This is a genomic window from Streptomyces sp. SID5785 (assembly GCF_009870065.1).
Taxonomy (GTDB): Bacteria; Actinomycetota; Actinomycetes; order Streptomycetales; family Streptomycetaceae; genus Streptomyces.
Map to the genome: position 1 here is coordinate 1 of NZ_WWIA01000328.1, position 25,976 is coordinate 25,976.

General features: G+C 72.8%; 22 protein-coding genes. 7 read left to right on the top strand and 15 right to left on the bottom strand.

Going from position 1 to position 25,976, the window contains the following annotated elements; translation table 11 throughout:
* Nucleotides 1-942 (bottom strand): M1 family aminopeptidase (locus tag GTW43_RS10580; protein WP_343245962.1); only part of this gene is annotated, 942 nt, incomplete at its 3' end.
* 183 nt (nt 943-1,125) lie between these two features.
* Between GTW43_RS10580 and GTW43_RS10585 the strand changes: the two genes are divergently transcribed.
* Nucleotides 1,126-1,773 (top strand): DsbA family protein, encoded by a 648-nt coding sequence (locus GTW43_RS10585; protein ID WP_202501294.1) that lies wholly within the window; start codon nt 1,126-1,128, stop codon nt 1,771-1,773.
* 83 nt (nt 1,774-1,856) lie between these two features.
* Here the strand turns inward: GTW43_RS10585 and GTW43_RS10590 are convergent, their stop codons facing one another.
* The 9 genes from GTW43_RS10590 to GTW43_RS10630 all read right to left on the bottom strand — a co-directional run bounded on the left by GTW43_RS10590 (nt 1,857) and on the right by GTW43_RS10630 (nt 12,066).
* On the bottom strand, nt 1,857-2,078 hold the full coding sequence (locus tag GTW43_RS10590; RefSeq protein ID WP_161301391.1) for a hypothetical protein: 222 nt from the start codon (nt 2,076-2,078) through the stop codon (nt 1,857-1,859).
* Nucleotides 2,079-2,173: 95 nt separating this feature from the next.
* On the bottom strand, nt 2,174-3,067 hold the full coding sequence (locus tag GTW43_RS10595; RefSeq protein WP_161301392.1) for a TauD/TfdA family dioxygenase: 894 nt from the start codon (nt 3,065-3,067) through the stop codon (nt 2,174-2,176).
* Between the two features lie 13 nt (nt 3,068-3,080).
* Nucleotides 3,081-4,454: an LLM class flavin-dependent oxidoreductase gene (locus GTW43_RS10600; protein ID WP_161301393.1), complete on the bottom strand. Its 1,374-nt coding sequence runs from the start codon at nt 4,452-4,454 to the stop codon at nt 3,081-3,083.
* Entirely contained in the window at nt 4,454-5,185 is a 732-nt protein-coding gene (locus tag GTW43_RS10605) for an ABC transporter ATP-binding protein (protein WP_161301394.1), read from the bottom strand. The genes GTW43_RS10600 and GTW43_RS10605 overlap by 1 nt, the downstream gene beginning before the upstream one ends.
* Nucleotides 5,161-5,973 (bottom strand): ABC transporter permease, encoded by an 813-nt coding sequence (locus tag GTW43_RS10610; protein ID WP_343245963.1) that lies wholly within the window; start codon nt 5,971-5,973, stop codon nt 5,161-5,163. The genes GTW43_RS10605 and GTW43_RS10610 overlap by 25 nt, the downstream gene beginning before the upstream one ends.
* Nucleotides 5,974-6,008: 35 nt before the next feature.
* Nucleotides 6,009-7,073 (bottom strand): ABC transporter substrate-binding protein, encoded by a 1,065-nt coding sequence (locus tag GTW43_RS10615; protein WP_161301396.1) that lies wholly within the window; start codon nt 7,071-7,073, stop codon nt 6,009-6,011.
* A 301-nt stretch (nt 7,074-7,374) separates the two neighbouring features.
* Nucleotides 7,375-8,574: an ROK family protein gene (locus GTW43_RS10620; RefSeq protein ID WP_161301397.1), complete on the bottom strand. Its 1,200-nt coding sequence runs from the start codon at nt 8,572-8,574 to the stop codon at nt 7,375-7,377.
* 523 nt (nt 8,575-9,097) lie between these two features.
* Nucleotides 9,098-10,411: an amino acid permease gene (locus GTW43_RS10625; RefSeq protein WP_237536519.1), complete on the bottom strand. Its 1,314-nt coding sequence runs from the start codon at nt 10,409-10,411 to the stop codon at nt 9,098-9,100.
* A gap of 266 nt (nt 10,412-10,677) precedes the next feature.
* Nucleotides 10,678-12,066: an amino acid permease gene (locus GTW43_RS10630; RefSeq protein ID WP_161301399.1), complete on the bottom strand. Its 1,389-nt coding sequence runs from the start codon at nt 12,064-12,066 to the stop codon at nt 10,678-10,680.
* 306 nt (nt 12,067-12,372) lie between these two features.
* Between GTW43_RS10630 and GTW43_RS10635 the strand changes: the two genes are divergently transcribed.
* Nucleotides 12,373-12,954: a biotin transporter BioY gene (locus tag GTW43_RS10635; RefSeq protein WP_161301400.1), complete on the top strand. Its 582-nt coding sequence runs from the start codon at nt 12,373-12,375 to the stop codon at nt 12,952-12,954.
* 19 nt (nt 12,955-12,973) lie between these two features.
* Here GTW43_RS10635 and GTW43_RS10640 read toward each other — a convergent pair whose 3' ends face one another.
* The gene (locus GTW43_RS10640; RefSeq protein WP_161301401.1) at nt 12,974-14,332 is read right to left on the bottom strand and encodes an FAD-dependent oxidoreductase; all 1,359 of its coding nucleotides are present in this window, start codon (nt 14,330-14,332) and stop codon (nt 12,974-12,976) included.
* Between the two features lie 35 nt (nt 14,333-14,367).
* Nucleotides 14,368-15,825 carry an amino acid permease gene (locus GTW43_RS10645; RefSeq protein ID WP_161301402.1) on the bottom strand — a complete coding sequence of 486 codons (1,458 nt, stop codon included), beginning with the start codon at nt 15,823-15,825 and terminating at the stop codon, nt 14,368-14,370.
* A 159-nt stretch (nt 15,826-15,984) separates the two neighbouring features.
* Here GTW43_RS10645 and GTW43_RS10650 point away from each other — a divergent pair, with 159 nt between their 5' ends.
* Complete coding sequence (locus GTW43_RS10650) at nt 15,985-16,473, top strand: ribose-5-phosphate isomerase (protein WP_161301403.1); 489 nt, start codon at nt 15,985-15,987, stop codon at nt 16,471-16,473.
* A 76-nt stretch (nt 16,474-16,549) separates the two neighbouring features.
* On the top strand, nt 16,550-17,371 hold the full coding sequence (locus GTW43_RS10655; protein ID WP_161301404.1) for an Fpg/Nei family DNA glycosylase: 822 nt from the start codon (nt 16,550-16,552) through the stop codon (nt 17,369-17,371).
* A gap of 10 nt (nt 17,372-17,381) precedes the next feature.
* Here the strand turns inward: GTW43_RS10655 and GTW43_RS10660 are convergent, their stop codons facing one another.
* The gene (locus GTW43_RS10660; protein WP_161301405.1) at nt 17,382-18,617 is read right to left on the bottom strand and encodes a GNAT family N-acetyltransferase; all 1,236 of its coding nucleotides are present in this window, start codon (nt 18,615-18,617) and stop codon (nt 17,382-17,384) included.
* A 150-nt stretch (nt 18,618-18,767) separates the two neighbouring features.
* Here GTW43_RS10660 and GTW43_RS10665 point away from each other — a divergent pair, with 150 nt between their 5' ends.
* Entirely contained in the window at nt 18,768-19,940 is a 1,173-nt protein-coding gene (locus GTW43_RS10665) for a PP2C family protein-serine/threonine phosphatase (RefSeq protein WP_161301406.1), read from the top strand.
* 235 nt (nt 19,941-20,175) lie between these two features.
* On the opposite strand, the gene GTW43_RS10670 is transcribed toward GTW43_RS10665, so the two are convergent.
* The gene (locus tag GTW43_RS10670) at nt 20,176-21,354 is read right to left on the bottom strand and encodes a cation:proton antiporter (protein WP_161301407.1); all 1,179 of its coding nucleotides are present in this window, start codon (nt 21,352-21,354) and stop codon (nt 20,176-20,178) included.
* A 292-nt stretch (nt 21,355-21,646) separates the two neighbouring features.
* Between GTW43_RS10670 and GTW43_RS10675 the strand changes: the two genes are divergently transcribed.
* Together GTW43_RS10675 and GTW43_RS10680 are read left to right on the top strand one after the other, a co-directional pair.
* Nucleotides 21,647-22,477 carry an ABC transporter ATP-binding protein gene (locus tag GTW43_RS10675; RefSeq protein WP_202501295.1) on the top strand — a complete coding sequence of 277 codons (831 nt, stop codon included), beginning with the start codon at nt 21,647-21,649 and terminating at the stop codon, nt 22,475-22,477.
* Nucleotides 22,477-24,921: an ABC transporter permease gene (locus tag GTW43_RS10680; protein ID WP_161301408.1), complete on the top strand. Its 2,445-nt coding sequence runs from the start codon at nt 22,477-22,479 to the stop codon at nt 24,919-24,921. The genes GTW43_RS10675 and GTW43_RS10680 overlap by 1 nt, the downstream gene beginning before the upstream one ends.
* Nucleotides 24,922-24,957: 36 nt before the next feature.
* On the opposite strand, the gene GTW43_RS10685 is transcribed toward GTW43_RS10680, so the two are convergent.
* Nucleotides 24,958-25,976: acyltransferase family protein (locus GTW43_RS10685; protein WP_161301409.1), on the bottom strand; the 1,019-nt coding region annotated here is incomplete at its 5' end.

Here is a 25,976-nt window from a genome sequence, read left to right on the forward strand (position 1 = left end):
GGTGACGAGGTCGCCGAACCACATGTGGGCCATCTCGTGCAGGATCACGTTGGCCCGGCGCTCGTAGGACGCCTGCGTGACCTTGCCGCGGAAGATGAACTCCTCGCGGAAGGTGACCATGCCCGGGTTCTCCATGGCGCCGAGGTTGTACTCGGGCACGAAGGCCTGGTCGTACTTGCCGAAGGGGTACGGGTAGTCGAACTGCTCGTGGAAGAAGTCCAGCCCCTGCTTCGTCACCAGGAAGATGTCGTCGGCGTCGAAGTACGGCGCGAGGCCCTTGCGGCACATGGCGCCGAGCGGGATCTCGAGGTCGCCGCGCCGGTAGGTGTCGGTCACGTAGTGGTAGGGGCCCGCGACGATCGCCGTGATGTACGTCGAGATCGGCTTCGTCTCGGCGAACCGCCAGACACCGTCGCTGAGTTCGCCCACGCCGTTCGACCAGACCGTCCAGCCCTCGGGGGCCTGGGCGGAGAACCGGTACGGGGCCTTGAGGTCCGGCTGCTCGAAGTTCGCGAAGACGCGGCGCGCGTCGGCCGGCTCGTACTGCGTGTAGAGGTAGACCTCGCCGTCCTCGGGGTCGACGAAGCGGTGCATGCCCTCGCCGGTGCGCGAGTAGGCGCACTGCGCGTCGACCACCAGCTCGTTGTCCTCGGCGAGGCCCTCGAGGTGGATCCGGCTGCCGTCGAACACGGCGGCCGGGTCGAGGTCCTCGCCGTTGAGCGACACCGCGGTGACCGACGGCGCGATCAGGTCGACAAAGGTGCTCGCCCCCGGCTCGCTCGCCCGGAACCGGACCGTGGTCACGGACCGGAACGTACGCGGCCCCTCACCGGTGGTCCCCCCGACGGCGGACCGCAGGTCGAGGGCGACCTCGTAGCCGTCGACGGACAGCAGACCCGCCCGCTCGCGGGCCTCGTCGCGGGTCAGATTCTCACCGGGCACGGGCGGCACTCCTTCGTGACGTCGGACAGGTTCCTGCCGGTCCTCGGGGGACCGTTCGGCCGTGTGGGCGCGCCTACGATCCTCGCATGCGGCCTTCGCGCCGGACATCCGGGAATGCGCTCACCCCCGGCCGCGTTGCCGCAGGCGAGACCACTTGGTGTTCGGTGACTTCCGAGGAGAGCAATGTCCGCTGTGGACGAGAAGACCCCCGTCGACTTCTGGTTCGACCCGCTCTGCCCCTGGGCGTGGATGACGTCCCGCTGGGTGCTCGAGGTCGAGAAGGTCCGCGACATCAAGGTTCGCTGGCACCTGATGAGCCTGGCCGTGCTCAACGAGGACCGGCTGGACGACCTGCCCGACGAGTACCGCGAGCTGCTCGAGACCAAGGCCTGGGGCCCGGTCCGCGTCGTCATCGCCGCGCAGGAGGAGCACGGCCCCGAGGTGCTCGGCGCCCTGTACACGGCGCTCGGCACCCGGATCCACAACCGCGGTGAGGGCCCCACGAAGGAGGCCGTCGCCGCCGCCCTGGACGAGGTCGGGCTGCCCGCCTCGCTCATGGACCACTGGGACGGCACGAGGTACGAGCCCGAGCTGCGCGCCTCGCACAAGGAGGGCATCGACAAGGTCGGCCAGGACGTCGGCACGCCCGTCATCGCGGTCCCCGGCGCGGACGGTGAGCAGCTCGCCTTCTTCGGCCCCGTCGTCACCCCCACCCCGCAGGGCGAGGAGGCCGCGAAGCTCTGGGACGGCACGCTGCTCGTCGCCTCGGTGCCGGGCTTCTACGAGATCAAGCGCACGCGCACCCAGGGCCCGGACTTCAGCAACCTCTGATCCGGCCCGGCCGCCGGACGGCCCCCGGACCGCGCGGTGCCCCGCCCCCCTCTCACGGGGTGCGGGGCACCGGTCACGGACGGTCAGTCCTCCTCGGGCAGGGTCGCCCCGACCCACCACCGGTCCTTGCGCTGGATCCGGCGGCAGCCGTCGTTCGTGCAGCGGTGGTAGGCCCGGGCGACGAAGATCTCCCCGGCCGGCAGTTCCCCGAGCGCCAGCCGCGCCGCCGCCTTCTCGTCGTCACCCTCCAGCTCCCGGAACTCGTGCATCGTGTCGCCGCAGTTCCGGCACCGTACGTACGCCATCAGCGCCTCCTCGGGGGCAACGGCCGTACGTCGCTCAATTCCCCCGGAGGAGCGGGCCTACCCCTGCACCGGACGCCGGGTGTGACCCGCTCACGTCAGGCGGCGACCGGGGTGTAGTGCGACGCGTCCCCCTCGATGGAGTAGCTCTCCTTGCCCTCGATGCCCACCGGCACGGGGCCCGCCAGCGTCACCCGGTGCAGCCGGCGCGGCCGGCCGTCGTAGTTGTCGACCGCGTAGTGCTGGGTGATGCGGTTGTCGAACAGCACCAGCTGGTTCTCCGACCACCGGTGCCGCAGCACGTTCTCCGGGCGGGTCACGTAGGACTGGAGCAGCTCGAGCAGCTTGCGCGACTCACCCCGCGACAGACCGACGATCCGCTGCGCGAACCCGCCGACGAACAGTCCCCGCTCCCCGGTCAGCGGGTGGACCCGCACCACCGGGTGCGCCGTGCGGTACCTGATGGACGTGAAGCGGGCCCGGTGCGCCGCCTTCTCGGCGTCGATGTCCTCGTCCGCGACCGCGTAGTCGTAGTCGTTGGTGTGCTCCGCCCACAGCCCGTCGGCCAGCCGGCGCAGCGGCTCCGGCAGGTCGCGGTAGGCGCCCGCCGACGACGCGATCAGCGTCTCGCCGCCGTACGGGGGGATCGTCAGGCTGCGCAGCGATGTGGCCTGCGGCGGGTTGAGGACGAAGGTGACGTCGGTGTGCCAGTGGTTGGCGCGGCCCCGCTCGCTGTCCACCGGCAGCACGTTCGGGGCGCCGTCGACGGCGCCGACGGTCGGATGGGCCGTGGTGAGGTCCCCGAAGGCGCGCACGAAGGCCTGCTGGCCCTCGTCGTCGAGGTGCACGTCGTCGAAGACCAGCGCCTTGTGCTCGGCCAGGGCGGCCCCCAGTGCGGTGACGGTCGCCTCGTCCAGCGGACGGGACAGGTCCGGGCCGGACACCTTGGCGCCGATCCGGGAGGTGATCTTGGTGATGCGCAGCTCGCTCATGACAGGTCCTCTCTCAGGCATGGGTGAAAAGGGCCGGCTCCCCGGCCGTGGCCGGGTCCGCCGGATCGGTGAGGTACTGGTTGCGCGGCCGGGGCAGGCCGTAGCGCTCGCGCAGGGTCTGCCGGAGCCCGTACGCGCTGCGCAGCAGACCGCGTGCGCGCAGGATCGGGACGACGTGGTCGACGAAGGCCTCCAGGCCCGACGGCAGCACCGGCGGCATGATGTTGAAGCCGTCGGCGGCGCCCTGCGTGAACCACGCCTCGATCTGGTCGGCCACCTGCTCCGGCGTCCCGGTGAACGTGAGGTGGCCGCGTCCGCCGCCGAGCCGCCCGATCAGCTGCCGCACGGTGAGGCGCTCGCGCCGGGCCAGCTCCACGACCAGCGTGTAGCGGCTCTTGGCGCCCTCGATGGCGCTCTCCGGCGGCAGGTCGTCCGGCAGCGGCCCGTCCAGCTCCAGGGTGCCGGGCGCCAGCCGCAGCAGCCCTTCGAGGCGCCGTACGCCGTGCTCGTGCACGATGTGGTCCTCCAGGACCTGCTCCGCCGCCCGCGCCTCCGCCTCGGTGGACCCGAGCACCGGCACGATGCCCGGCAGCACCTTGAGGTGCTCCGGATCGCGCCCCGCCCGCCGGGTGAGGGACTTGATGTCGGCGTAGAAGGACTGCGCGTCCGCGAGCGTCTGCTGCGCGGTGAACACCGCCTCCGCGTACCGGGCCGCGAAGGCCTTGCCGTCCGCCGAGGACCCGGCCTGCACCAGCAGCGGGTAACCCTGCGGAGTACGCGGCACGTTGAGCGCGCCCTCGACGCTGAAGTACGTCCCCCGGTGGCGCGGGGGATGGATGCGCGCGTCGTCGCCCCACACCCCGGCCGCCTTGTCGGCGAGGATCGCGTCGTCCTCCCAGCTGTCCCACAGCTTCAGCGCCACGTCCACGAACTCGGCGGCGCGGGCGTACCGTTCGGCGTGCGCGGGCTCGGCGTCGAGGCCGAAGTTGCGGGCCGCCTCGGCGCCGGCGGTGGTGACGATGTTCCAGCCGGCCCGGCCGCCGCTGATGACGTCCAGCGAGGCGAACTTCCGGGCCAGGTTGTAGGGCGAGTTGTACGACGTGGACGCCGTCGCGATCAGCCCGATGTGCTCGGTCGCCGTGGCCAGCGCGGTCAGCAGGGTCAGCGGTTCCAGCGCGCCGGCCGGGCGCTGCGCGAGATTGCTCCACAACTGCGGACCGTCGGCGAGGAACAGCGAGTCGAAGGTGCCCCGTTCGGCGGTGCGGGCCAGCTTCACGTAGTGCGCGAGGCTCACATGGGCGTACGGGTCGCTCTCCGGCAGCCGCCACGACGCCTCGTGGTGACCGGTGTTCATCAGGAACGCGTTCAGATGGAGCCGGCGGGTCATCAGTGGTCCTCCGTCACACCGAGGGCGGCCAGCAGCCGCTCCCGGTACTCGCCCAGCTTCGGCTCCCGGTAGGAGCGCGGATGGGGTCGGTCGATGGTCAGGTCGAGGCCGATCCGGCCGTTCTCGAGCACGAGCACCCGGTCGGCGAGCACGATCGCCTCGTCGACGTCGTGCGTGACCAGCAGGACCGAGGGCCGGTGGCGCTCCCACAGCTCCCGCAGCAGGGTGTGCATCCGGATCCGGGTCAGGGCGTCCAGCGCGCCGAACGGCTCGTCGGCGAGGAGCAGTTGGGGCTCCCGCACCAGGGCGCGGGCGAGCGCCGCGCGCTGGGCCTCGCCGCCGGACAGCTCCCCGGGCCAGGCACGTTCGCGTCCTTCGAGGCCGACCTCGGCCAGGGCGGCGCGGCCGCGTTCGGCGGTGTCCCCGCCCTCCGCACCGAGCAGGACGTTGTCCAGCACCCGACGCCAGGGCAGCAGCCGGGAGTCCTGGAAGACCACCGACACCCGCTCGGGTGCCCACAGCCGCCCCGCGCCCTCGACGCCGTGGTCCAGGCCCGCCACGGCCCGCAGCAGGGTGCTCTTTCCGGACCCGCTGTGCCCGAGCAGCGCGGTGAACTGGCCCGCGGGCAGGTCGAGGTCGATGCCGTCGAGCACCGTACGGCTCCGGAACGACCGGGTCAGGCCGTGCAGCCGGACGGCCGGCCGGGTCAGCTGCTGAGCGTGCGCCGCCATGACAGCACCCTCCGTTCGATCAGACGGACCACGCTGTCGGAGACCAGACCGAAGACGCCGTAGATCAGCAGGCCGACGAGGATCACGTCCGTCTGGCCGTAGTTCTGGGCCTGGAACATCATGTAGCCGAGGCCACTGGTCGCGTTGATCTGCTCCAGCACCACCAGGCCCAGCCAGGAACCGGTCACACTCAGCCGGAGCCCCACGAAGAAGCCGGGCAGCGAGCCGGGGATCACCACCTCGCGCACGAACCGCAGCCGGGACAGCCCCTGCACCTCGGCCAGTTCGACGTAGCGCCGGTCGATGCCGGAGAGCGCGGCGTGCGTGTTCAGGTACATCGGGATGTAGACGACGATCGCGATGATGGCGATCTTGAAGGTCTCGCCGATGCCCAGCCACAGGATGAACAGCGGGATCAGACCCAGGGTCGGTATGGCCCGGTTGAGCTGCACCGTTCCGTCGATCAGCGCCTCGCCCGCCCTGCTGAGGCCGGAGACCAGCGCCAGGACGAGTCCGGCGGCGAGGCCGATCGAGAACCCGAGGGCCGCCCGCCGCAGCGAGGTGACCACATCGGTGGCGAGCGTCCCGTCCGACCACAGCCGCCAGGCCGTGCCGGTCACCGTCCAGGGCGCCGGGATCGCGCCGGGATCCAGGGCGCCCGCGGCGGAGGCGACCGTCCACAGAACGACCACCAGCAGGGGTCCGGCGAGCCGGGCGGCCGGCCACCGCTTCCCCGGTGACAGCCGTCGGCGCCTGCGGACCTGCGGGGCGTCCTTCTCGACGGTCACCGTGCTCTCCGCGGTGGTGACGGTCGTCACGGCGCTCACTTCCGGTACTCCGCCGGCACGGCGCGTGCCGCGATGGCCTCGAAGCGGCGGTCGAAGAGCTGCTTCACGTCGAACTTCTCGACGAAGCCGCCCTCCGCCAGCAGGTCCGCGGTCTCCTGCTCCCAGGCGACCGCCTCGTCCCAACGCGGCGGGAACAGCGGCTTGTTGGCCAGGGCGGTGACGGCCTCGGCCTGCGCGAGGGTCAGGTTCTGCGTCTTGACGTAGAACTCGCGGTTCCATTCGTCCGGGTGCTCCCACGTCCACACCAGGCCCTTGGCCCACTGCGGGATGTAGGCGGCGACAGCGGCGGCCTTCGCGCGGTCGTCGAGGACGGACCGAGGCGCCCACAGCAGGCTGAGCAGGTCGACCACGTCGGTCTCGATGGTGCGCGCGCCCTTGGAGCCGTACTGCTTCAGATACGTCGGCGCCTGGCTGTTGCCGAGGGGCGCGACGTCCACCTGGCCGGACTGGAGCGCGGTCAGGAACTGGTTGCTGGTCAGCGGCACCAGCTCCACGTCGTCGTACGCGAGCCCGGCCTCCTTCAGCGCCCGCAGCAGGACGACGCCCTGCGCCTGCCCCTGGGAGAAGGCCAGTTTCCTGCCCCTGAAATCCTTTGTGCTGTGAATGTCGCTGCCGGGTTTCGTCGCGAACAGGTAGTTGGGCTTGCGGGTGACGTTGATCGCGACGATCTTCGCGTCGAAACCCTGGTAGTAGGCCTGTATCGGCGGAATACCGGCGTTGTTGGCGAGGTCCAGGGACTTCGCCCGGAAGGCGTTGATGACGTCGGGGCCCGCGCCTGTGTTCAGCCAGTCCGACACGGTGAAGGGAACCTTCAGCCGGGCCAGCTTGAACTGTAGCTGCTGGGTGTCCTGATAGGAGGCGACCTTCAGGCTGGTGCCCGCGGGCACCTTGGTGGCCAAGGGCGCGGTGGCGGCCCCCTTCGTCTCGGCGGCGGCGCTGCCGTTCGCGCAGCCGCTGAGCCCGGCGACGGCGGCCGAGGCGCCGACCGCCGAGGTGAGGAACAAGCGTCGGTCGATGCCGGTGAGGGGTGGAGCGGACATGGGACAACTCCCTGAATTCGTACGGGCGGCGGGCGCGGCGAGGCAGCGCGAAGCCGGCCGGGAATGCGTCACGGGGCGGAACAGGGCAGAGAAGAGCGAAAAGGAGTGGCAAGGAGCAGAAAGGAGCGGAAGGCGTGAGGCGTGCGGAATTCCGGCACAAGGGCGTGCGGAGCACGGGGAATTCACGCAGCGGGATACGCGCTCCGGGCGCGCCGGGGCGTCAGCAACAGAAGGTGCGACAGCTCATGAGAAGAATGATTCCGGTCGGCGGCGATCGGTGTCAACATTCCGAGTTTCTGAATTAATTGACCGTTGCCGACGTCCCCAGCGGGTCCCGGTACAGCACGTCCAGAACGACCGAGCCGCCCGCGACGGCCAGGACGGAGTCCGGAAAGCTCGTCGGCAGGACGTCCGCCGCGCGGTCCGTGCCGACCGCCTCGCGCAACGCGTCGAGGCAGTCCTGGCGGTGCATGGCCCCGATCTCGGTCACCACCACCGTCTCCGGGTTGAGCACGTCCGCCAGCAGCCCCGCCGCCCGGCCGGTGGCCCGCGACCGCTCCCGCATCAGCGCGGCGGCCACCGGGTCACCGTCGTTCGCCGCGCTGAGCACGTGCCGCGGGTCGGCCCCGTCGGTGATCCCGGCGGCGCGGGCCCGGCGGCACAGGGTCTGCTCGCTCAACTCCGCCTGGAGGCAGCCGGTACGCCCGCACGGGCAGGGCTCACCGCCGCCCGGCACCGGCAGGTGCGCGATCGCGCCCGCCTGCGATCGCGGCCCGTGGTGCACCTCGTCGTGCGTGGCGAACGCGGCGTCGACCACGTTCCCGGCGAACAGGTGCAGCACGCTCCCGCTGCCCCGCGCCCGGCCGAACAGCCGCTCACCGTTGACCAACGCCCGTGCGTGGCCGTCGACATGGACGGGCAGCCCGGTGAGCGCGCCGAGCACGTCCCGCACGGGGACGTCCCGCCAGCCCAGCAGCCCGTGCTCGACGATCACGCCGGAGTCCCGGTCGACCCAGCCGCCGGCGGCGAGCCCCACCCCGAGCGGGCGGACGTCCGGGACGCCGGCGAGCATCTCCGCCACGGCCCGCGCCCCGCGGTGCAGCACCCCCTGCGGATCGGTGCGTTCGTGCGGGACTTCCCGCCGGCGCAGCACCCGGCCGCGCAGATCGAGCAGCGCGACCGTCGTGTGGGGGACGGCCACATGCAGCCCGACGACCACGAACCGCGAGTCGTCGACGTCCAGCGGCACGTGCGGCCGGCCGGCCCCCTTGGAGCGCCGGGGCGGCTCGGCCTCGCGGACCAGCCCGAGCCGGGTGAAGTGGGCGCAGTAGTCCGTCACCGACGCCGGGGAGAGCCCGGTCAGCCGGGCGATGGTGCTGCGGGCGACCGGCCCGTGCTCCAGTACGGAGCGCAGGACGGCACTGGCACTGGCCCGCCGCCGGTCGCGGTCGGCGCCGCGCGGCACGGGGGAAGCGGGCAGGGTTGCCACGGTGCGGGACATGGCTGGTCTCCTCCGGAACGGGTCCGACACTGCGCCGTCTGAACGGACGGAGGCGCACCGGATCCACTCCGCACGCCTCACGGATCTGCTGACGCGCTCGCCCGCGGGCCCCGGGGGGAGTGCCGCGTCAGCTCACGCGAGGACGGCGACAGGTGGCGGTGCCCTGGCGTCGCAGGTCGACATAGCGACGCGACGTGAAGTTCCGGGCCTGGGCAACCATGAGCTCGAAGCTAGCAAAACGGCTCCGCCCTGCCCAGACGGCGACCGACGGGCGAGACCGGGGGCGACAGAAAGCCCCCGCGAGTCATGTCCTCGCGGGGGCTCTCCTCATTCCGCCTGCCCGGTGAAGGGTGAGAAGACGATCACGAGGCAGGGCGATCGGGGGCGGCTCTCACGGAGTGAGCCGCTTGTTGCAACCCATGTGCAAGTGCAGGCTAGCAGCAGGAGTGCCGCGCGCAACGTGAAGGACCCCCGGGCCGCCAGTCGGTCTGGCGGCCCGGGGGTCCTCCGGGAGCGGTCGGTGCTACGTCCTCTCGGCGGCCTTCTGCCGCACGAAGCCGACGACGGCGAGGATGACGGTCAGGCCGCCCGCGTAGTACAGCTGCTCACGGGTGCCGGGCTCCCGGGCCATCAGCACGAACACCACGGCCATCCCGGCCAGGGCGACCCACGTCAGGTACGGGAAGGCCCACATCTTCACGACGAGCTTCTCGGGCGCCTCGCGCTCCAGCCGGCGCCGCAGCAGCAGCTGGGAGGCGGCGATGAAGAACCAGACGACGAGGATGATCGCGCCGATCGTCTTCAGCAGCCACTGGAAGATCTCGTCCGGGCTCCAGTAGCTCAGCAGCACGCACAGGAAGCCGAACGCCGAGGACATCACCACGGCCACCCGCGGGACCCCGCGGAAGAGCTTGCCGATCACGCGCGGGCCCTGGCCGCGCGAGACCAGCGAACCGGCCATCCGGGAGGCGCCGTAGATGTTGGCGTTCATCGCGGACAGCAGCGCCACGAACACGACGATCTTCATGGCGAGGCCCGCGCCCGGCAGGTCGAGGTGCTCCAGCGTCGCGACGTAGGAGCCCTTGTCGGGGTCGACGAGCGCCGGTGCGTTCCACGGGATGAGGGCGACGACCACGATCATCGAGCCGACGTAGAAGAGCGCGATGCGCCACATCGCCGTGCGCACGGCCTTCGCCACGCCCTCCACCGGGTGCTCGGACTCGGCCGCCGCGATGGTCACCGTCTCCAGGCCGCCGTACGCGAACACCGATGCGAGGAGGCCCGCGATCAGTCCCTCGGTGCCGTTGGGCATGAAGCCGCCGTGCCCGGTCAGGTTCTCGGTGCCGGGCGCGTCGTTGCCGGGCAGCAGGCCGGTGATCGCCAGCACGCCGATGACCAGGAACGCGACGATCGCCAGCACCTTCATGGTGGCGAACCAGAACTCGAACTCGCCGAAGTTCTTCACCGCGGTCAGGTTCGTGCCCATGAACAGCAGCATGAACAGGGCGACCCAGGCCCACTCGGGCACCCCGGGGACCCAGCCGTGCGCGATCTGCGCCGCGCCGATGCCCTCGAGCCCGACGGCCACACAGAGCAGGAACCAGAACGCCCAGCCCGCGGTGAACCCGGCCCACGGGCCGATCGCCCGCTCGGAGTGCACCGAGAACGAGCCGGAGGCCGGATAGGCCGCCGCCATCTCGCCCAGCATCCGCATCACCAGCATCACGAGGGCGCCGGATATCGCGTAGGCGAGGATGATCGACGGTCCGGCCGCGGCGATCGCGGTGCCGGAGCCGACGAAGAGCCCGGCGCCGATCACGCCGCCGAGGGCGATCATGGACAGATGGCGCTGCTTGAGGCCGTGCGAGAGCGACGGTTCGGCCGCCGGCCGATCGGCGGGCGGTGCGACCGCATCCTCTGCGGTTGACTGCGCGGACGTCCGAGACATGGAGGTGCCCTGTTCACTAGCTGAGACGGGTCATGCGTAAACGGTGGGTAAACGGCCACAGTCTGGGCGGGCGCCCCGCTCACACGGAACACGTTTCCGGAATACGGACACGACGCTCACACCCCGCGACGAGCGTGTCGACGCCGCGTGAACGCTCAGGCACGCCGTGCGCGCAGCTCCCGCACACCCGCCACGGCCAGCACCGCGGCCGTCGCCCCCGTCGACCACAGCAGCTGCGGCCGTGCCGCGTCGTCCGTCAGCATCAGCCCGAACACACAGGCCATCGCGGCGAGCGCCGCCCAGGTCAGCCACGGGAACGCCCACATCCGCAGGACCAGCCGCTCCGGGGCCTCGGCCTCGATGCGCCGGCGCAGCCGCAGCTGCGACACGGCGATCAGCGCCCACACGAACAGCAGCACCGCGCCGACCGCGTTGAGCATGTAGAGGAACACCGAGTCGGGCCACTTCAGATTCAGCAGCACCGACACGAAGCCGAACGCCACCGACGCCAGCACCGCCCGGCGCGGCACCCCGCCGCCGCTCACCTTCAGGAGGGAGCGCGGCGCCTCCCCGCGCTCGGCCAGCGAGAACACCATCCGGGACGAGCCGTACAGATTGGCGTTCAGCGCCGACAGGAGCGCCACGAACACCACGATGTTCATGATCTGGCCCGCCGACGGCACCCCGATCGAGTCCAGGACCGTGACGTAGGGGCTGATGCCGGCCCGCTGCGCCGTCCACGGCAGCACCGTCACGATGACGAGCATCGAACCGACGTAGAAGAAGAGGATGCGGAAGACCGCGCTGCGCACGGCCCGTGCGACCGATCGCACCGGGTCGTCGGACTCGGCCGCCGCGATCGTGACGACCTCCAGGCCGCCGAACGCGAAGACGACCGCGAGCACCCCGGAGACCACCCCCTGCCGGCCGTGCGGCAGGAAGCCGCCGTCGCCGGTGAGATGGGTGAGGCCGACCGGGTCCGTGTCGGGCAGCAGCCCGAAGACCGCGAGTGCGCCGAGGACGAGGAACGCGACGATCGCGCAGACCTTCAGCGTCGCGAACCAGAACTCGAACTCGCCGAAGTTCTTCACCGCCGCCAGGTTCGCCGCCGTGAACACCAGCATGAACAGCAGCACCCAGGCCCACTGCGGCACCGACGGCACCCAGCCGTGCGCGATCTGCGCGGCCCCGGTCGCCTCGACCGCGAGCACGACCACCAGCAGGAACCAGTACAGCCAGCCCACGCTGAACCCGGCCCAGCGGCCGAGCGCCCGCTCGGCGTGCACCGAGAAGGAGCCGGAGGCCGGCATCGCCGCCGACATCTCGCCCAGCATCCGCATCACCAGCATCGCGAGCGCGCCCGCGATCAGGTACGAGACGACGATCCCCGGGCCCGCGACCGCGATGCCGGCGCCGGACCCCACGAACAGGCCCGCGCCGATCACCCCGCCGAGCCCCAGCATCGTGAGATGACGCTGCTTCAGCCCGCCGGACAGCGGTTCGTCGGGGGTGAGCGGGGCGTCGTCGTGCCGGGGGGCGTGCATGGGGCGTCAGCCGATCTGGGGCGAGCGGGAACAGCAGGAACTGTCGGGAACCTACAGTCTCGCCGCCGAGCGCCCCGCACCGCAAAACGCGCCCGCGCAACAGCTGACCTCCGTGACGAGCATCACCTCGCACGGCGTGTACCCGGAGCTCTTTGTGTGGAGCCCACCAACAGCCCGCTCGACCCTTTGTCGAGCCGCGACCGTGATCGGCGCGACCGCCCTGGGATAGCGTCACGAGGTCTCACCCTGCTGCCCGTACGCGCCAGTCCTGCCCGTACCCGAGAACCTCGAACACGCGGAGTCCCCATGAGTACCGCCACCGCCGCTGTCGCCCGTCCGGGCCAGGTCCTGGCCGACCTGCTGCCCGCCTCCCGCACCAAGGACATCGCCCTGGTCCTCGGCGGCGCCGCGCTCACCGGCATCGCCGCGCAGATCGCCGTGCCCGTCCCGGGCTCGCCCGTGCCGGTCACCGGGCAGACCTTCGCCGCGCTCCTCGTCGGCACCGCGCTCGGCGCCCGCCGCGGCTTCCTCGCGCTCGCCGTGTACGCGCTGGCGGGCATGGCCGGCATGCCGTGGTTCGCCGAGGGCGGCTCCGGCTTCTCCATGCCGTCCTTCGGGTACGTCGTCGGCCTGCTGCTCGCCTCCGCGGCGGTCGGCGCGCTGGCCCGCCGCGGCGACGACCGCTCGGTGTGGCGCACCGCCCGCGCGTTCCTGATCGGCGAGGCGCTCGTGTACGCGGTCGGCGTGCCCTACCTCGCGCTGTCCACCGGCATGAGCCTGACCGCCGCGATCGCCGCGGGCCTGACCCCGTTCCTGATCGGTGACGTGCTCAAGGCCGCCCTCGCGATGGGCGCGCTGCCCGCCGCCTGGAAGCTCGCGGGCAAGTGACGCGCGTGTCCGGCGCCGCTCAGGCGACGCCGTAGTTCCTCCGGAAGAGGTTCGCCGGGTCGTACGCGGCCTTCAACGCGGCGAGCCTCTTCCGCGTCTGCGGGTCGTAGATCCCTTCGGCGCGGTCGGCGCCGCCGAACGCGAAGTTGAGGGAGCGGCCCGCGCTCTGCCCCGCGATCGCGGAGAAGGCCCGGGCGTGATGGGCCCGCGCCGCGTCCCGGCCGCCCTCGCCGAGCGGCGAGAGGATCCGCACCAGCCAGCCCGCGTCCCGGTGAGGCACCGCGTTCGGCGCGGGCCGCGCCAGGGCCCCGCCCAGCTGGTTCAGCTGCACGATGTGCATGCCGTCGGCGCCGGGCCCGCACCGGGCGACCAGCTCGGCGACGGCCCCCGCGTCCAGCCCGCCGGGCCCGGGCCCGGTGTCCAGGAACCGGCTGTCCCCGTAGTAGGGGTGCGGGAAGTCCGGGTCGCTGTGGATCGTGTGGCTGTCCCCGTACGGCATCTCGCGCAGCGTGTCGGAGACGGCGGGGCCGAGCGCGGCGCGCAGCGGAGCCACCAGCCGCTCGCCCTCCGCGGCGCTGCCGGTGCACGCGATCCGCACCGACACCAGGTACGTGCCGCGCAGCGCGGGCGGCATCGACGGCAGATCGGGGTGGACGAGCGCGGCCAGGGACGAGGTCAGCGTGTCGGGCACGGTCGCGGCCCAGCGCGTGTAGGCGTGCACGAGCGCGGCCGGGTCGACGGCCCGGCCGTCGTAGCCGAGCGAGCCGCCGTACAGCCGGGTCAGCGGGACGAGGCCGACCTCGAGCGAGGTGACGACGCCCAGGCCGGCGCCGCCGCCGAGCAGGCCGTGGAAGAGCTCGGGGTCGCTGTCGGGCGTGACGTGGCGCAGGGTGGCGTCGGCGGTCACCACGTCGACGGAGCGCACGTGGTCGGCGGTGTAGCCGAACTCCCGCGCGAGGATGCCGAGCCCGCCGCCCAGGGTGTAGCCGACCGCTCCGACGCTCGGCGCCGAGCCGTTCAGCGGGGCCAGCCCGTGCGGGGCCGCGGCCTCGACGACGGCGCCCCAGCGGGCGCCCGCGCCGATCCGCGCGGTGCGGGCCGCCGCGTCGACGGTGACGGAGTCCATGCGGCGGGTGCCGACGAGGACGCCGCCCTCGGCGGTGTCCGGCAGGCCGTGCCCGGTGGCATGGACGCCGACGGGGAGGCCGGCCGCCGCGGCGTGCGCGACGGCCGCCACCACGTCCTGCGGTCCGGACGCGGCGAACACCACGTCGGGCCGCAGGGCGAAGCCGGTCTGGAAACCGGAGGTCTCCGCGTCGTAACCGGCCTCGCCCGGACGGAAGGTGAGGGTTCCCGAGGAACCAGGATCAGTGGTCATGCGGGCACTGTGCTCGCATGACCTGACAGATTCCGTCAGCTTTTCCCCGGCGTTTCCGCCGCTTCCGCCGTCCGCCCGGCCGACCTGCGGCCGCGCTCGCGCACGAGCGAGACGCCGACGACGAGCACGGCGACGAGCAGCGACAGGAGCACCTGCTCCCGCCCGGCGTCGTCCGTGAGCATGTAGACGAGCACGAACGAGATCGCCGCGATGGTCGCCCACGTCAGGTACGGGAACAGCCACATCTTCACCACGAGCTTCTCGGGCTGCTCGCGCAGGATGATCCCGCGCATCTTCAGCTGGGTGAAGCAGATGACGAGCCAGACGAACAGGGCGACGGCGCCCGAGGAGTTCAGGAGGAAGTCGAAGACGGTGTCCGGCCACTGGTAGTTGAACCAGACGGCGAGGAAGCCGAAGACGACGGAGCCGAGGATCGCGACCCGCGGCACACCCCGCGACGTGGTCCGCGCGAACGCCTTGGGCGCGTCGCCGCGCAGGCCGAGCGAGAAGGCCATGCGGGAGGCGGTGTAGAGGCCCGAGTTGAGGCAGGACAGGACGGCGGTCAGCACGATGACGTCCATGACCTGACCGGCGTGGGGGATGCCGATCGAGTTCAGCGCGGCGACGTACGAGCCGTCCTTCACGATCGAGGCGTCGTTCCAGGGCAGCAGCGTCAGGACGACGAAGATCGAGCCCAGGTAGAAGATGCCGATGCGCCAGATGACGGAGTTGGTGGCCTTGGTGACCGCCTTCTGCGGGTCCTCGGACTCACCGGCGGCGAGCGTGACGATCTCGGAGCCCATGAAGGAGAAGACGACCATCAGGACGCCGGTGAGGATCGCGCCGGGCCCCTTGGGGAAGAAGCCTCCGGCGTCGGTGAGGTGCCCCAGGCCGCTGCCCGGGTTGTCCGAGCCCGGCAGCACGCCGAACACGGCGAGCAGCCCGACGATCACGAACCCGGCGATCGCCACGACCTTGATCCCGGCGAACCAGAACTCGAACTCGCCGTAGGAGCCGACCGCGGCCAGGTTCACCGCGGTGAGCACCAGCATCACGAGCAGGGCCCAGCCCCACTGGGGCACGGCCGGTATCCAGCCGTTGAGGATCTTGGCCCCGGCGGTCGCCTCGACCGCGAGCACCACGACCCAGAAGAACCAGTACAGCCAGCCGATCGAGAAGCCGGCCCAGCGGCCGAGCGCCCGGTCGGCGTAGGCGGAGAACGAGCCGGAGGAGGGCCGGGCGGCGGCCATCTCGCCCAGCATCCGCATCACCAGGACCACCATCGCGCCGACGAGCGCGTACGAGATGAGGATCGCGGGGCCCGCGGCGGCGATGCCGGAGCCGGAGCCGACGAAGAGACCGGCGCCGATGACACCACCGATGGCGATCATCGACAGGTGGCGGTTCTTGAGACCGGCCTTGAGGCCGTCTCCGTCACCTCCGGGAGGGGGGCCGGGCAGGGTGTCCGTGGTGGGGGGAGACTGCGTTGTCATGCACGGTTCCTTACGTTTGCTGTAAACGTGCGTTCGCATTCAAAGCGCACAGGCGCCGATTACGGAAGATCCGAAGCCGGATTGTTGTCTTCGGCACGGAATGTGGGAGTGGTCGCCCTGACGCGGCTTCCCCGGCCCCGACGTGCCACACTCGGACCCATGCGCGTCTACCTCGGCTCTGATCACGCCGGCTACGAACTCAAGAACCACCTGGTCGAGTGGCTCACCGCCCACGGCCACGAGCCCGTCGACTGCGGGCCGCACATCTACGACGCCCTCGACGACTACCCGCCCTTCTGCCTGCGCGCCGCCGAGCGGACGGCCGCGGACCCGGAGGCCCTGGGCATCGTGATCGGCGGCTCGGGCAACGGCGAGCAGATCGCCGCGAACAAGGTGAAGGGCGTCCGCGCCGCACTCGCCTGGAGCGAGCAGACCGCCGCCCTCGGCCGTGAGCACAACGACGCGAACGTCATCTCGATCGGCGGCCGCATGCACACCCAGGAGGAGGCGACGAAGTTCGTCGAGATCTTCCTGACCACGCCGTACTCGGGCGAGGAGCGCCACCAGCGCCGCATCGACATGCTCACGGCGTACGAGACGACGGGCGAGCTGCCCGCGATCCCGGCCCACCACCCGCAGCAGGGCTGACCCCTCGGCGGGGCCCGGCCGATCGACCGATCCCGGGCCCCGCCGCTGCGCCACGAACCCGAGGAGACGGACGGCGATGCCCGAGGGCCACACCATCCACCGCCTGGCCCAGGACCACACCACCCTCTTCGCAGGCCGCAAGGCCACCGTCACCAGCCCCCAGGGCAAGTTCTCCGACGCGGCCGACCTGCTCACCGGCCGGGAACTGACCCGCACCGAGGCACACGGCAAGCACCTCTTCCTCGGCTTCGGCCCGGCCGACTCGTGGGTCCACATCCACCTCGGCCTCTTCGGCACGTACGCGATGGGCGCGACCCCCGCCCCGCCTCCCACGGACACCGTCCGGCTGCGCCTGCTCAACGAGTCGGCCTACGCGGACCTGCGCGGCCCCACCACCTGCGCCCTGATCACGGACGCCGAGAAGCAGGCGATACACGAGCGGCTCGGCCCCGACCCGCTGCGCCCGTCCGACGGCCCCGCCAAGGCGTACGCCCGTATCTCCCGCAGCCGCACCACGATCGCCGCGCTCCTCATGGACCAGAAGGTCGTCGCCGGCGTCGGCAACGTCTACCGGGCCGAGGTCCTCTTCCGGCACGGCATCGACCCGTACACCCCCGGCCGCGACCTCACCGAGGCCCGCTTCACTCAGATCTGGGACGACCTCGTCGCCCTCATGCGCGAGGGCGTGCGCCTGGGCCGCATCGACACGGTCCGGCCCGAGCACACCCCCGAGGCGATGAACCGGCCGCCCCGCGTCGACGACCACGGCGGCGAGGTCTACGTCTACCGCCGGGCGGACCAGACCTGCCACCTGTGCGGAGGCGAGATCCGCACCGCCGCCCTCGCCGCCCGCAACCTCTTCTGGTGCCCGACCTGCCAGCCGCCCGGCGCCCGCTGACCGCGCCCGGTCAGAACCCGTGCGGCAGCCACGGCGCGACGGCCGACCCGAACGCCACGGAGGCGTGCGCCAGCGCCCCGGCGCGCAGCTCCCGCACCCGCCCCGCGCCCGCCAGCCCGGTGAGCGACACGCCTCCCAGATAGGCCGCGCCCAACTCCCCTACGGACAGGGCGAGATCGGCCGCGTCCGTGGTGCGGGTGCAGGAGGCGCCCTTCGCGTCCCCGGACAGCCGCCAACGCCCCGCGTTCCAGGGGCAGAAGTCGTCCTCGACCTCGAACACGACGTCCACGGGCGTGAGATACGTCCGCGCCTCGAGCGCGGCGCCCACCTCCACCGGGCGCACGTGCAGCGAGTCCCGCAGACTCACCCGGCACCGCCGCACGTCCGAGACGAGCGACAGCAGCGGGTCGTCCACCGGCCGGTTGCGCGCCCGGACCGTGTCCGTCAGGTCGATCGCGCACAGGAAACGCCACAGGGCCGCGTACGCCGCCGGATCGAGCGCCGTCACGTCGTGCGCGAGCACCGTGCCGCGTACCACCGAGAACTCCGCGTCGTACTCCGGCTTCACCGCGAAGCGCGCGTACCCGACCGTCTCCCCGTCCCGCTCCGCGAGCACGCACTGCAGCGGTGAGGCGCCGCCGCGCTCGCCCTCCGGGTCGAGCAGCGGCTGCCGCTCCCAGCCGGGGGTGCGCGCGAACATCCCGGGCCGCGCACCGACCGTGCGCAGATACACCTCCTCGCACCGCCCGGCCGCCTCCGCCGGGTCCCCGTACCGCATCCGCACCGCGTCGGTGCCCTCGGGCGCGCCGATGCGCACCTGCGAGGAGTCGACGGTGAGGTGCAGCCGGTGCGTCGCGACGCCGTACCCGAACCGGCCGTAGATCGCGGGCTCGGACGCGGTCAGCACGGCCAGCGGCTCGCCCCAGGACCGGACGTCGTCGAGCTGGCGGCGCATCATCGCGGTCAGGACACCGCGCCGCCGGTGCGTCGCGACCACGCCCACCATCGTCACGCCCGCCGCCGGGACGAACGCCCCGCCGGGGACCGACATCCGGAACGGGAACGCGCCCGCGCTGCCCACCACCTCGTCGCCGTCCCACACCGCGAGCGACCGGTCGAACGAGGTCAGCTCCCGATCGAGCGCCCGCTCCTCGGCGGAGCCCGGCACGCCCCCGAACGCCAGCTCCAGCCGCCCGTACCAGTGGTCCCAGTCGTCCGGCCGCAGTACCCGCACATCCATCGTCATGCCCCATCCCTAGCAGTGCCCCGAGACCCCCGGCGAGCGAATTGTCCGCCCCGCGCCGGCCCGCGCCGGGCCGCCGCCGGTGCCCGGAAAGGGGGACAAGTGGGACCTCCCGTGCACAGGCCCAGGCCGCACGGATAAGGTCCACGAGCAATGGCGGTACGACGAGAACGGCGCGGGCGCGCACAGCGCGCGGAGGCCGACACGTTTCCGGCCCGGTTGAAGATGCGACTGCACCGGGCCCGCACCGCCGTGCGCAAGTCCGGCGTCGACTACTTCCGCGGGGACGGCTCCGACTGGATCGCCCTGGTCGGCCTGCTCCTCATGGTCCCGGTCATCGCCTGCCTGACGATCCTCGACCCCGTCTGGTGCTCGCCCGCCGTCCTCGTCCTGCCGATCGTCGCGGGCGGCCTGCTGCTGCGCCCGGCCAGCCTGCTCGGCCTGTACGCGGCCGCGGCCGTCGCGCTGATCGTGGAGTCGGTGCAGCTCGGCCCCTACGCGCAGCGGCCCGCCGCCGTCACGCCCGGCACCGTGCTCACGGTCGCCGCGTGCGGCTTCTTCGGGCTGGTCGTCGCCCAGTTCCGCAGCCGGGTCGGTGTGCCGTGGCGGCGCGGCGGCACGATGCTCTTCGACCTGCGCGAACGCATCCGCACCCAGAGCCGGCTGCCCAAGCTGCCGCCCGGCTGGCACCGCGAGATGGCGCTGCGGCCGGCCGGCGGGCAGTCCTTCTCCGGCGACTTCGTCGTCGCGGCCCGCACCAACAACGGGCGCACCCTCGAGGTCGTCCTCACCGACGTCTCCGGCAAGGGCATGGACGCCGCGTCCCGCGCCCTGCTGCTCGCCGGTGCGTTCAGCGGGCTCCTCGGCTCGCTCCCGCCGCACGCGTTCCTGCCCGCGGCCAACGGGTACCTGCTGCGCCAGGACTGGGACGAGGGCTTCGCCACGTCCATCCACCTCGTCCTCGACCTGGAGTCCGGCGACTACGAGCTCTACTCGGCCGGACACCCGCCGGGGCTCCAGCTCAGCGCGGGGACCGGGCGCTGGGAGGAGATGGCCGCGGAAGGGCCGCTCCTCGGGGTGTACGACGGCGCCGAGTTCGACGCGATCAAGGGCACGCTGCGGCCCGGCGACGTGCTCATGCTCTTCACGGACGGGCTGGTGGAGACCGCGGAGCGGGACATCGCGGAGGGCATCGACCGGCTCACGGGCGAGGCCGACCGCTATGTCACCGGCGGCTTCCACGGGGCCGCGTGGCATCTCATCGAGGCCGTCGCCAAGGACGTCAACGACGACCGGGCGCTGCTGCTGCTGTGCCGCGACGCGTGACGCTGCGCTGAGCGGGGCGGGACCCGCCCCGCCCTGCGTGGCCCCTGCCGTCCTCGCGACCTTCCCTCGGTGGGGCTTCTCGCGCAGTTCCCCGCGCCCCTGAGGTGCGCACTCCGTGCGGCACCTGGCCGATGAAAGGCCGAGCGGCGAAGCCGCAAGCCTTTCAGGGGCGCGGGGAACTGCGCGAGAAGCCCCACCGGGGGAGAGCCGGAGACGAACGGGGTGGCCCGCGCTCCTAGACCCCGGCCCCGACTCGCTCCTCCTCCCGCACCGCAGGTGCCCGCACGGGCAGCACCCGCGCCAGCCAGTGCGACCGCCCCGCGGCGAGCGGCGCGAGCACGGCCAGTACCAGCACGTACCCCGCGATGAACGGCGAGAGCCGCTCGTCGAGCCCCGCGCCGGCGGCCATCGTCGCGAGGATGAGCGCGAACTCCCCCCGCGCGAGCAGCGTCGTCGACACGTTCGCCGCGGCCCCGGGCCCGAACCCGTAGACCTTCGCGGCGCCGATCCCCGCCAGCACGTTCATCACCAGCGCCACCGCGACCGCCCCGAGCACCGGCCAGACCACGGTCGGCAGGTCCCCGGGGTCGATGGACAGCCCGAACCCGAAGAAGAAGATCGCCCCGAACGCGTCGCGCAGCGGGTGCACGAGCGTGCGGATCCGGTCCCCGGACGCGGTCGAGCCGAGCATCAGGCCGACCATGAACGCCCCGATCGCGTCGGCGACCCCGAACCACTCGGAGACCCCGGCCACGAACACGGCCGCGCCCAGGAAGGAGATGACGAGCAGCTCGTCGTCCTTGATGGCGAAGAGCCGGCTGACCGCTCTCGTGCCGAACCGTGCCGCGAGCGCGAGCAGCAGCAGGAAGCCGAAGGCCTTGCCGCCGTCGAGCACGGCCGCGGCGAGCGAGTCGGCGCCGGACAGGATGGGCTGCAACGCCGCGAGGTAGAGCGCGAGGAAGATGTCCTCGACGACGATGATGCCGAGGATCGGCTTGGTCTCGGGATTGCCGAGGCGTCCCGTGTCGACGAGCACTTTGGTCACGATCGCGGACGAGGAGATGCCGAGCACTCCGGCGAGGACCAGAGCTTCGGAGGTGCCCCAGCCGAGGGCGAATCCGAAACCGAGGCCGGCGCCGACGTTGAGCAGCAGGTACGTGCCGCCCGCGAGGGCCATCTTGCGGCCGCCCTCGCGCAGGTCGTCCACATGGAACTCGAGGCCGAGATAGAAGAGCAGCAGGACCAGTCCGAGCGCGGAGAGCATCTCCAGGTCGTGCGGGTCCGAGAGGAGTACGACGCCCGGGGTGTGGGGGCCGAGCAGAATCCCGGCCAGGATGAACAGCGGAATGGTGGGCAGTCCGATCCGTCCGCCGAGGCGGGCGAGAACGGCGGCGGCGAGAAAGGCGCCGCCCATGGCGATCAAGGTGTCTGCGTGTCCGATGGGCCCGTTCCTCCTTGGTCTGGCAGGTACCAGGTCGGGTCAAGAGATGGTCAAGAAAGCGTCAATACTTAGCTTACCAAAGGACTTCGGCGGCGCCCGTGCCTCGCTCCGCGGCCCGCCCGGACCGGCCCGCCCCGGGGCGCGTGCGGGGGTTCTCCCCACCCCGGATCCGGCGGCCCGCCGCATGGTCCGAGGGGGCCCGGTCTCCGTACGTTCGAGACAGGACGCCGGAGCACGGGCGACGGCGACGTACGAGAGGGCGACCATGGGCCTGCGCAGGAAGCGGCACGAGGAGCGGGCCGGGGAGCGGGCCGGGGACAGCGCCGCCCGGGGCGCGTCGCCCACCGGGGGCCACGCCGTCGAACTGCGCGCGGTCCAGCGCCGGTACGGCCGCGGCAGCACCGCCGTGCACGCCCTGCGCGGCATCGAACTCGCGCTGCCCAGCGGCACGTTCACCGCCGTGATGGGCCCCTCGGGATCCGGCAAGTCCACGTTCCTGCAGTGCGCGGCCGGACTCGACCGCCCCACCGCGGGCACCGTCGCGCTCGGCGGCACCGTCATCACCGGCATGAGCGAGAACAAGCTCACCGAACTGCGCCGCACCCGGCTCGGCTTCGTCTTCCAGGCCTTCAACCTGCTGCCCTCGCTCACCGTCGAGCAGAACGTGCTGCTCCCGATGCGGCTGGCCGGCCTGCGCCCCGACCGCCGCCGCGCCGCCGAGGTCCTCGACCGGGTCGGCCTCGGGGACAAGGCGCGCCGCCGCCCCGGCGAGCTCTCCGGCGGCCAGCAGCAGCGCGTCGCCCTCGCGCGGGCCCTCGTCACCGCACCCGACGTGATCTTCGCCGACGAGCCCACCGGCGCCCTCGACACCACCACCGCCGCGGAGGTCCTCGGCCTGCTGCGGACCGCCGTCGACCGGTCCGGCGCCACCGTCGTCATGGTCACCCACGACCCCGCGGCCGCCGCGTACGCGGACCGCGTCCTCTTCCTCGCCGACGGCCTGCTCGTCGACCACCTGGACGGCGCCCCCGCCGACCGGATCGCCGCCCGCATGCGCACCCTGACCGCCCGCGCCCCGATGGGAGCCGCGGCCTGATGTTCCGTCCCAACGGGCTGGCCCGCGCCGCCCTGCGCTTCCGGCCCGCCGCCTTCGGCGGCACCTTCGTCGCCCTGACGATGTGCGCCCTGATCGTGTCCGCCTGCGGGATCCTCCTGGAGACCGGCGTCCGCGCCACCGTCCCGGCCGAGCGGTACGCGGGCGCCCCCGTCGTGGCCGCCGCCGACCAGAACGCCCACCTCGTCACAGGCTCCGGCGACAGCCGCAGCGACTCACCGGCCCCGCTCCCGGACCGCGGCAGCCTGCCCGCGGCCCTCGTCGCGAAGGCGGCCGCCGCCCCCGGCGTCCGGGCCGCCGTCGCCGACCTGGGCTTCCCCGTCCAGCGCGGCGGCACCGCCGTCACCGCACACAACTGGGGCTCCACCGCCTTCACCGGCGAGCGGCTCACCGCCGGCCGCGCCCCGCACCCCGGCGAGGTCGTCCTCTCCGGCGCCCGCGTCGGCGAGCGCGTCACCCTCACCACCCCCGACGGCACCCGCGCCTTCCGCGTCTCCGGCACCACCGCCGCGCCCGCGGTCTGGTTCGCCGACGCCGAGGCCGGCCGGATCAGCGGCCGGCCCGGACGCGTCGACGCCATCGCCGTACTGCCCGCACCCGGCGTCACCACCGGCGCCCTGAAGTCCCGTGTCGCCCACGCCCTCGCGGGCAGCGGCGCCGAGATCCACACCGGCGCCGGCCGCGGCGCCGCCGAGGACTCCTCCCTCGCCTACGCCAAGGAGACCCTCACCGGGATCGGCGGCTCCTTCGGCGGGATCGCGGCCATGGTCGCCGTGTTCACCGCGGCCGGCGCCGTCGCCCTCTCCGTCGGCCAGCGCGCCCGCGAGTACGCGCTGCTGCGCGCCATCGGCACCACCCCGCGCCAGATCCGGCGCACCGTCGCCACCGAGACCCTGCTGGTCGCCCCGCTCGCCGGTGCGCTCGGCTGCCTGCCCGGCATCGCGCTCGCCCGCTGGTGGTTCGGGCAGCTCCAGGCCAAGGGCGCCGTCCCGGACGCGGTCGCCCTCTCCGTGTCGTACATCCCGCTGCTCACGGCCGTCGGCGCCACCGTCGCCACCGGGCTCATCGCCGGGTACGCGGCGGCCCGCCGCCCCGCGCGCATCAAGCCGGGCCAGGCCCTCACCGAAGCCTCCGTCGAACGGCTGCGCCCGGGCTGGATCCGCACCCCGCTCGGCATCGCCGCCGCGGCCGGCGGTGCCGTCTGCGCCGGGCTCGCCGCCTCACTCACCGGCGAGGACGCGGCCAACGCCGCGCTCGGCATCGTCATGCTCTTCATGCTGGCCGTCGCCCTGCTCGGCCCGCTCGTGGCGCGTGCCTGCGCCGCACTCCTCGGGCTGCCGCTGCGCGGCGCGGGCCCCGCCGCCTCGCTCGCCGCCGCCAACTCCCGCAGCAACGCGCGCCGGCTCGCCTCGGCCCTCACCCCGATCGTGCTGGCCATGGCCTTCTCGTCCGTGCTCGTCTTCCTGCACACCAGCGAGGACCACGCCGCCGACGCGCAGCAGAAGGCGGGGATCGCCGCCGACCACATCGTGACCGCCGACGGGGGACTGCGCCCCGGGGCCGTCGACGCCGCCGCCCGCACCCCGGGCGTCACCTCGGCGGTCGGCGTCCTGTCGACGTCCGTGCTCGTCCCCGCGGGCTCCGGCGGCGACCGCTGGCTCGAATCGGCCTCCACGCAGGCCGTCACCGGCACCGCGAGGGACCTCGCCCGCGTCCAGGACCTCGAGATCACCGAGGGCGCGATCGACCTCACCGGGACCGGCACCGTCGCCGTCGACGCGGGCCTGGCCCGCTCCGCGCACGTCGGGGTCGGCGACCGGCTCCCGCTGTTCCTGCCGGACGGCACCGAGGCGTCGCCCCGGATCACCGCCACCTACGCGCGCGGGCTCGGCCTCTCCCAGGTGACGCTGCCCCGGGCGGCCCTCACCGGGCACGTCACCGACCCGTACGACACCGAACTGTGGACCCGCGGCGGCACGGCCCGCGCGCTCTCCGCGCTCGGCACACCGCGCACCCCGGCCGAGCACACCACGGCGCGGTCCCTGGACCGCGAGCTCAACGCCTGGGCCAACACGACCATGGCCGCGGTCCTCGGCGGCTTCGCGGCGATCGCGGCCGTCAACACCCTGGTGATGACGGTCCTTGACCGGCGCCGCGAACTCGGCACCCTGCGTCTCATCGGGACGACCCGGCGGCAGGTGCTCAGCATGATCCGCTGGGAGGGGCTGCTGGTCTCGGGCGCCGGCGTCGCCCTGGGCACGGCCATCGCCCTGGCCACCCTGATCCCGATGACCGAGGGCCTCACGGGCGAGGCCCCGTACGTCCCGCCGCACCTCTACGCGGCGTTCGCCGGGACCGCCCTGCTCCTCGGCCTCGCGGCGACGGCGCTGCCGGCCCGGCGCGCCCTGAGCGGACCCGCGCTCTGAGCGGCCCCGCTCTGTGCGGAAAGGGGGCGCGGCGGCTCAGCGCCGGGACCGGGCCAGCTCCGCCGCGTCCTTCTTGAAGGCCCACTCCATCTTCGGCTCCATGGCGAACCGGAAGACCCGCTGGACGGGCGGCGTGCACAGGGCGGTGACCACCACCGCGGCGATCAGCGACACGACGACCTCGCCGTACGGCCGGTGCACCCAGTCCGCGTCGAACCAGCCCCAGAACCGGGACCCCTTCGCCAGGAACCCGTGCAGCAGGTAGCCGTACAGCGTGCCCGCGCCGAGCACGGTGAACCACATCCTGCGGCCCGGCACCCAGGCGAAGAAGCACGCCGTGAGCACGATCGAGCAGCCGAACAGAGCGAGCGTCATCACGACACCGGCCCACCAGGGCGCGCCCAGCTCCTGCGCGCTGTCGCGGTGGTAGAACCACGCGGACGTCATCCGGGGAGCGGCCCAGTACGCGAGCGCGACGGCGGCGAGCACGATCGGCACGGACACGATCCGCACCTCGCGGCGCCGGACCAGCTGGAAGTACTCCGGCTTCATGAAGAGGCCGAGCACGAAGAACGGCAGGAACTGCAGCACGCGCTGGAGGTCGAGGTCGTCGCCGATGTCGGGGGAGACGGACGCGAGCACGGCGACGGCGACGGCCACCGGCAGCGGCCAGCGGATCACCTTCCACAGCGGCGTCGTGAGCCGCCACACGAACAGCGCGATCAGGAACCAGGTCAGGAACCAGGGGTCGAGCAGGCTGATCGGCTGCGAGGGGTCGTCGTCCGCGAACCGCTTGAAGAGGGTGTACGCCACCTCGAAGAGCACGTACGGCACGGCGACCCCGGTGATGAGGCGCCGCAGCCGGTCGGGCCGCATGTCGAAGCTGCGCGAGAAGTATCCCGAGATGACGATGAACGCCGGCATGTGGAACGTGTAGACGATCATGTACAGCGCCTCGGCGGCACGGCTGCCGTCCGTGAGCGGCTCCCAGGCGTGACCCATCGCGACGAACACGATCGCCAGGTACTTCGCGTTGTCGAAGAACGCGTCCCGCT

Bases quoted from the DNA above. Each gene is read 5' to 3' on its own strand.
- GTW43_RS10635 (WP_161301400.1), top strand. From the start codon at position 12,373: ATGAGTACCGCCACCGCCGCTGTCGCCCGTCCGGGCCAGGTCCTGGCC.
- GTW43_RS10665 (WP_161301406.1), top strand. From the start codon at position 18,768: ATGGCGGTACGACGAGAACGGCGCGGGCGCGCACAGCGCGCGGAGGCC.
- GTW43_RS10660 (WP_161301405.1), bottom strand. From the start codon at position 18,617: ATGACGATGGATGTGCGGGTACTGCGGCCGGACGACTGGGACCACTGG.
- GTW43_RS10630 (WP_161301399.1), bottom strand. From the start codon at position 12,066: ATGCACGCCCCCCGGCACGACGACGCCCCGCTCACCCCCGACGAACCG.
- GTW43_RS10675 (WP_202501295.1), top strand. From the start codon at position 21,647: ATGGGCCTGCGCAGGAAGCGGCACGAGGAGCGGGCCGGGGAGCGGGCC.
- GTW43_RS10605 (WP_161301394.1), bottom strand. From the start codon at position 5,185: ATGGCGGCGCACGCTCAGCAGCTGACCCGGCCGGCCGTCCGGCTGCAC.
- GTW43_RS10650 (WP_161301403.1), top strand. From the start codon at position 15,985: ATGCGCGTCTACCTCGGCTCTGATCACGCCGGCTACGAACTCAAGAAC.
- GTW43_RS10680 (WP_161301408.1), top strand. From the start codon at position 22,477: ATGTTCCGTCCCAACGGGCTGGCCCGCGCCGCCCTGCGCTTCCGGCCC.
- GTW43_RS10620 (WP_161301397.1), bottom strand. From the start codon at position 8,574: ATGTCCCGCACCGTGGCAACCCTGCCCGCTTCCCCCGTGCCGCGCGGC.
- GTW43_RS10595 (WP_161301392.1), bottom strand. From the start codon at position 3,067: ATGAGCGAGCTGCGCATCACCAAGATCACCTCCCGGATCGGCGCCAAG.
- GTW43_RS10585 (WP_202501294.1), top strand. From the start codon at position 1,126: ATGTCCGCTGTGGACGAGAAGACCCCCGTCGACTTCTGGTTCGACCCG.
- GTW43_RS10600 (WP_161301393.1), bottom strand. From the start codon at position 4,454: ATGACCCGCCGGCTCCATCTGAACGCGTTCCTGATGAACACCGGTCAC.
- GTW43_RS10625 (WP_237536519.1), bottom strand. From the start codon at position 10,411: ATGATCGCCCTCGGCGGCGTGATCGGCGCCGGGCTCTTCGTCGGCTCC.
- GTW43_RS10615 (WP_161301396.1), bottom strand. From the start codon at position 7,073: ATGTCCGCTCCACCCCTCACCGGCATCGACCGACGCTTGTTCCTCACC.
- GTW43_RS10645 (WP_161301402.1), bottom strand. From the start codon at position 15,825: ATGACAACGCAGTCTCCCCCCACCACGGACACCCTGCCCGGCCCCCCT.
- GTW43_RS10670 (WP_161301407.1), bottom strand. From the start codon at position 21,354: ATGGGCGGCGCCTTTCTCGCCGCCGCCGTTCTCGCCCGCCTCGGCGGA.
- GTW43_RS10655 (WP_161301404.1), top strand. From the start codon at position 16,550: ATGCCCGAGGGCCACACCATCCACCGCCTGGCCCAGGACCACACCACC.
- GTW43_RS10590 (WP_161301391.1), bottom strand. From the start codon at position 2,078: ATGGCGTACGTACGGTGCCGGAACTGCGGCGACACGATGCACGAGTTC.
- GTW43_RS10640 (WP_161301401.1), bottom strand. From the start codon at position 14,332: ATGACCACTGATCCTGGTTCCTCGGGAACCCTCACCTTCCGTCCGGGC.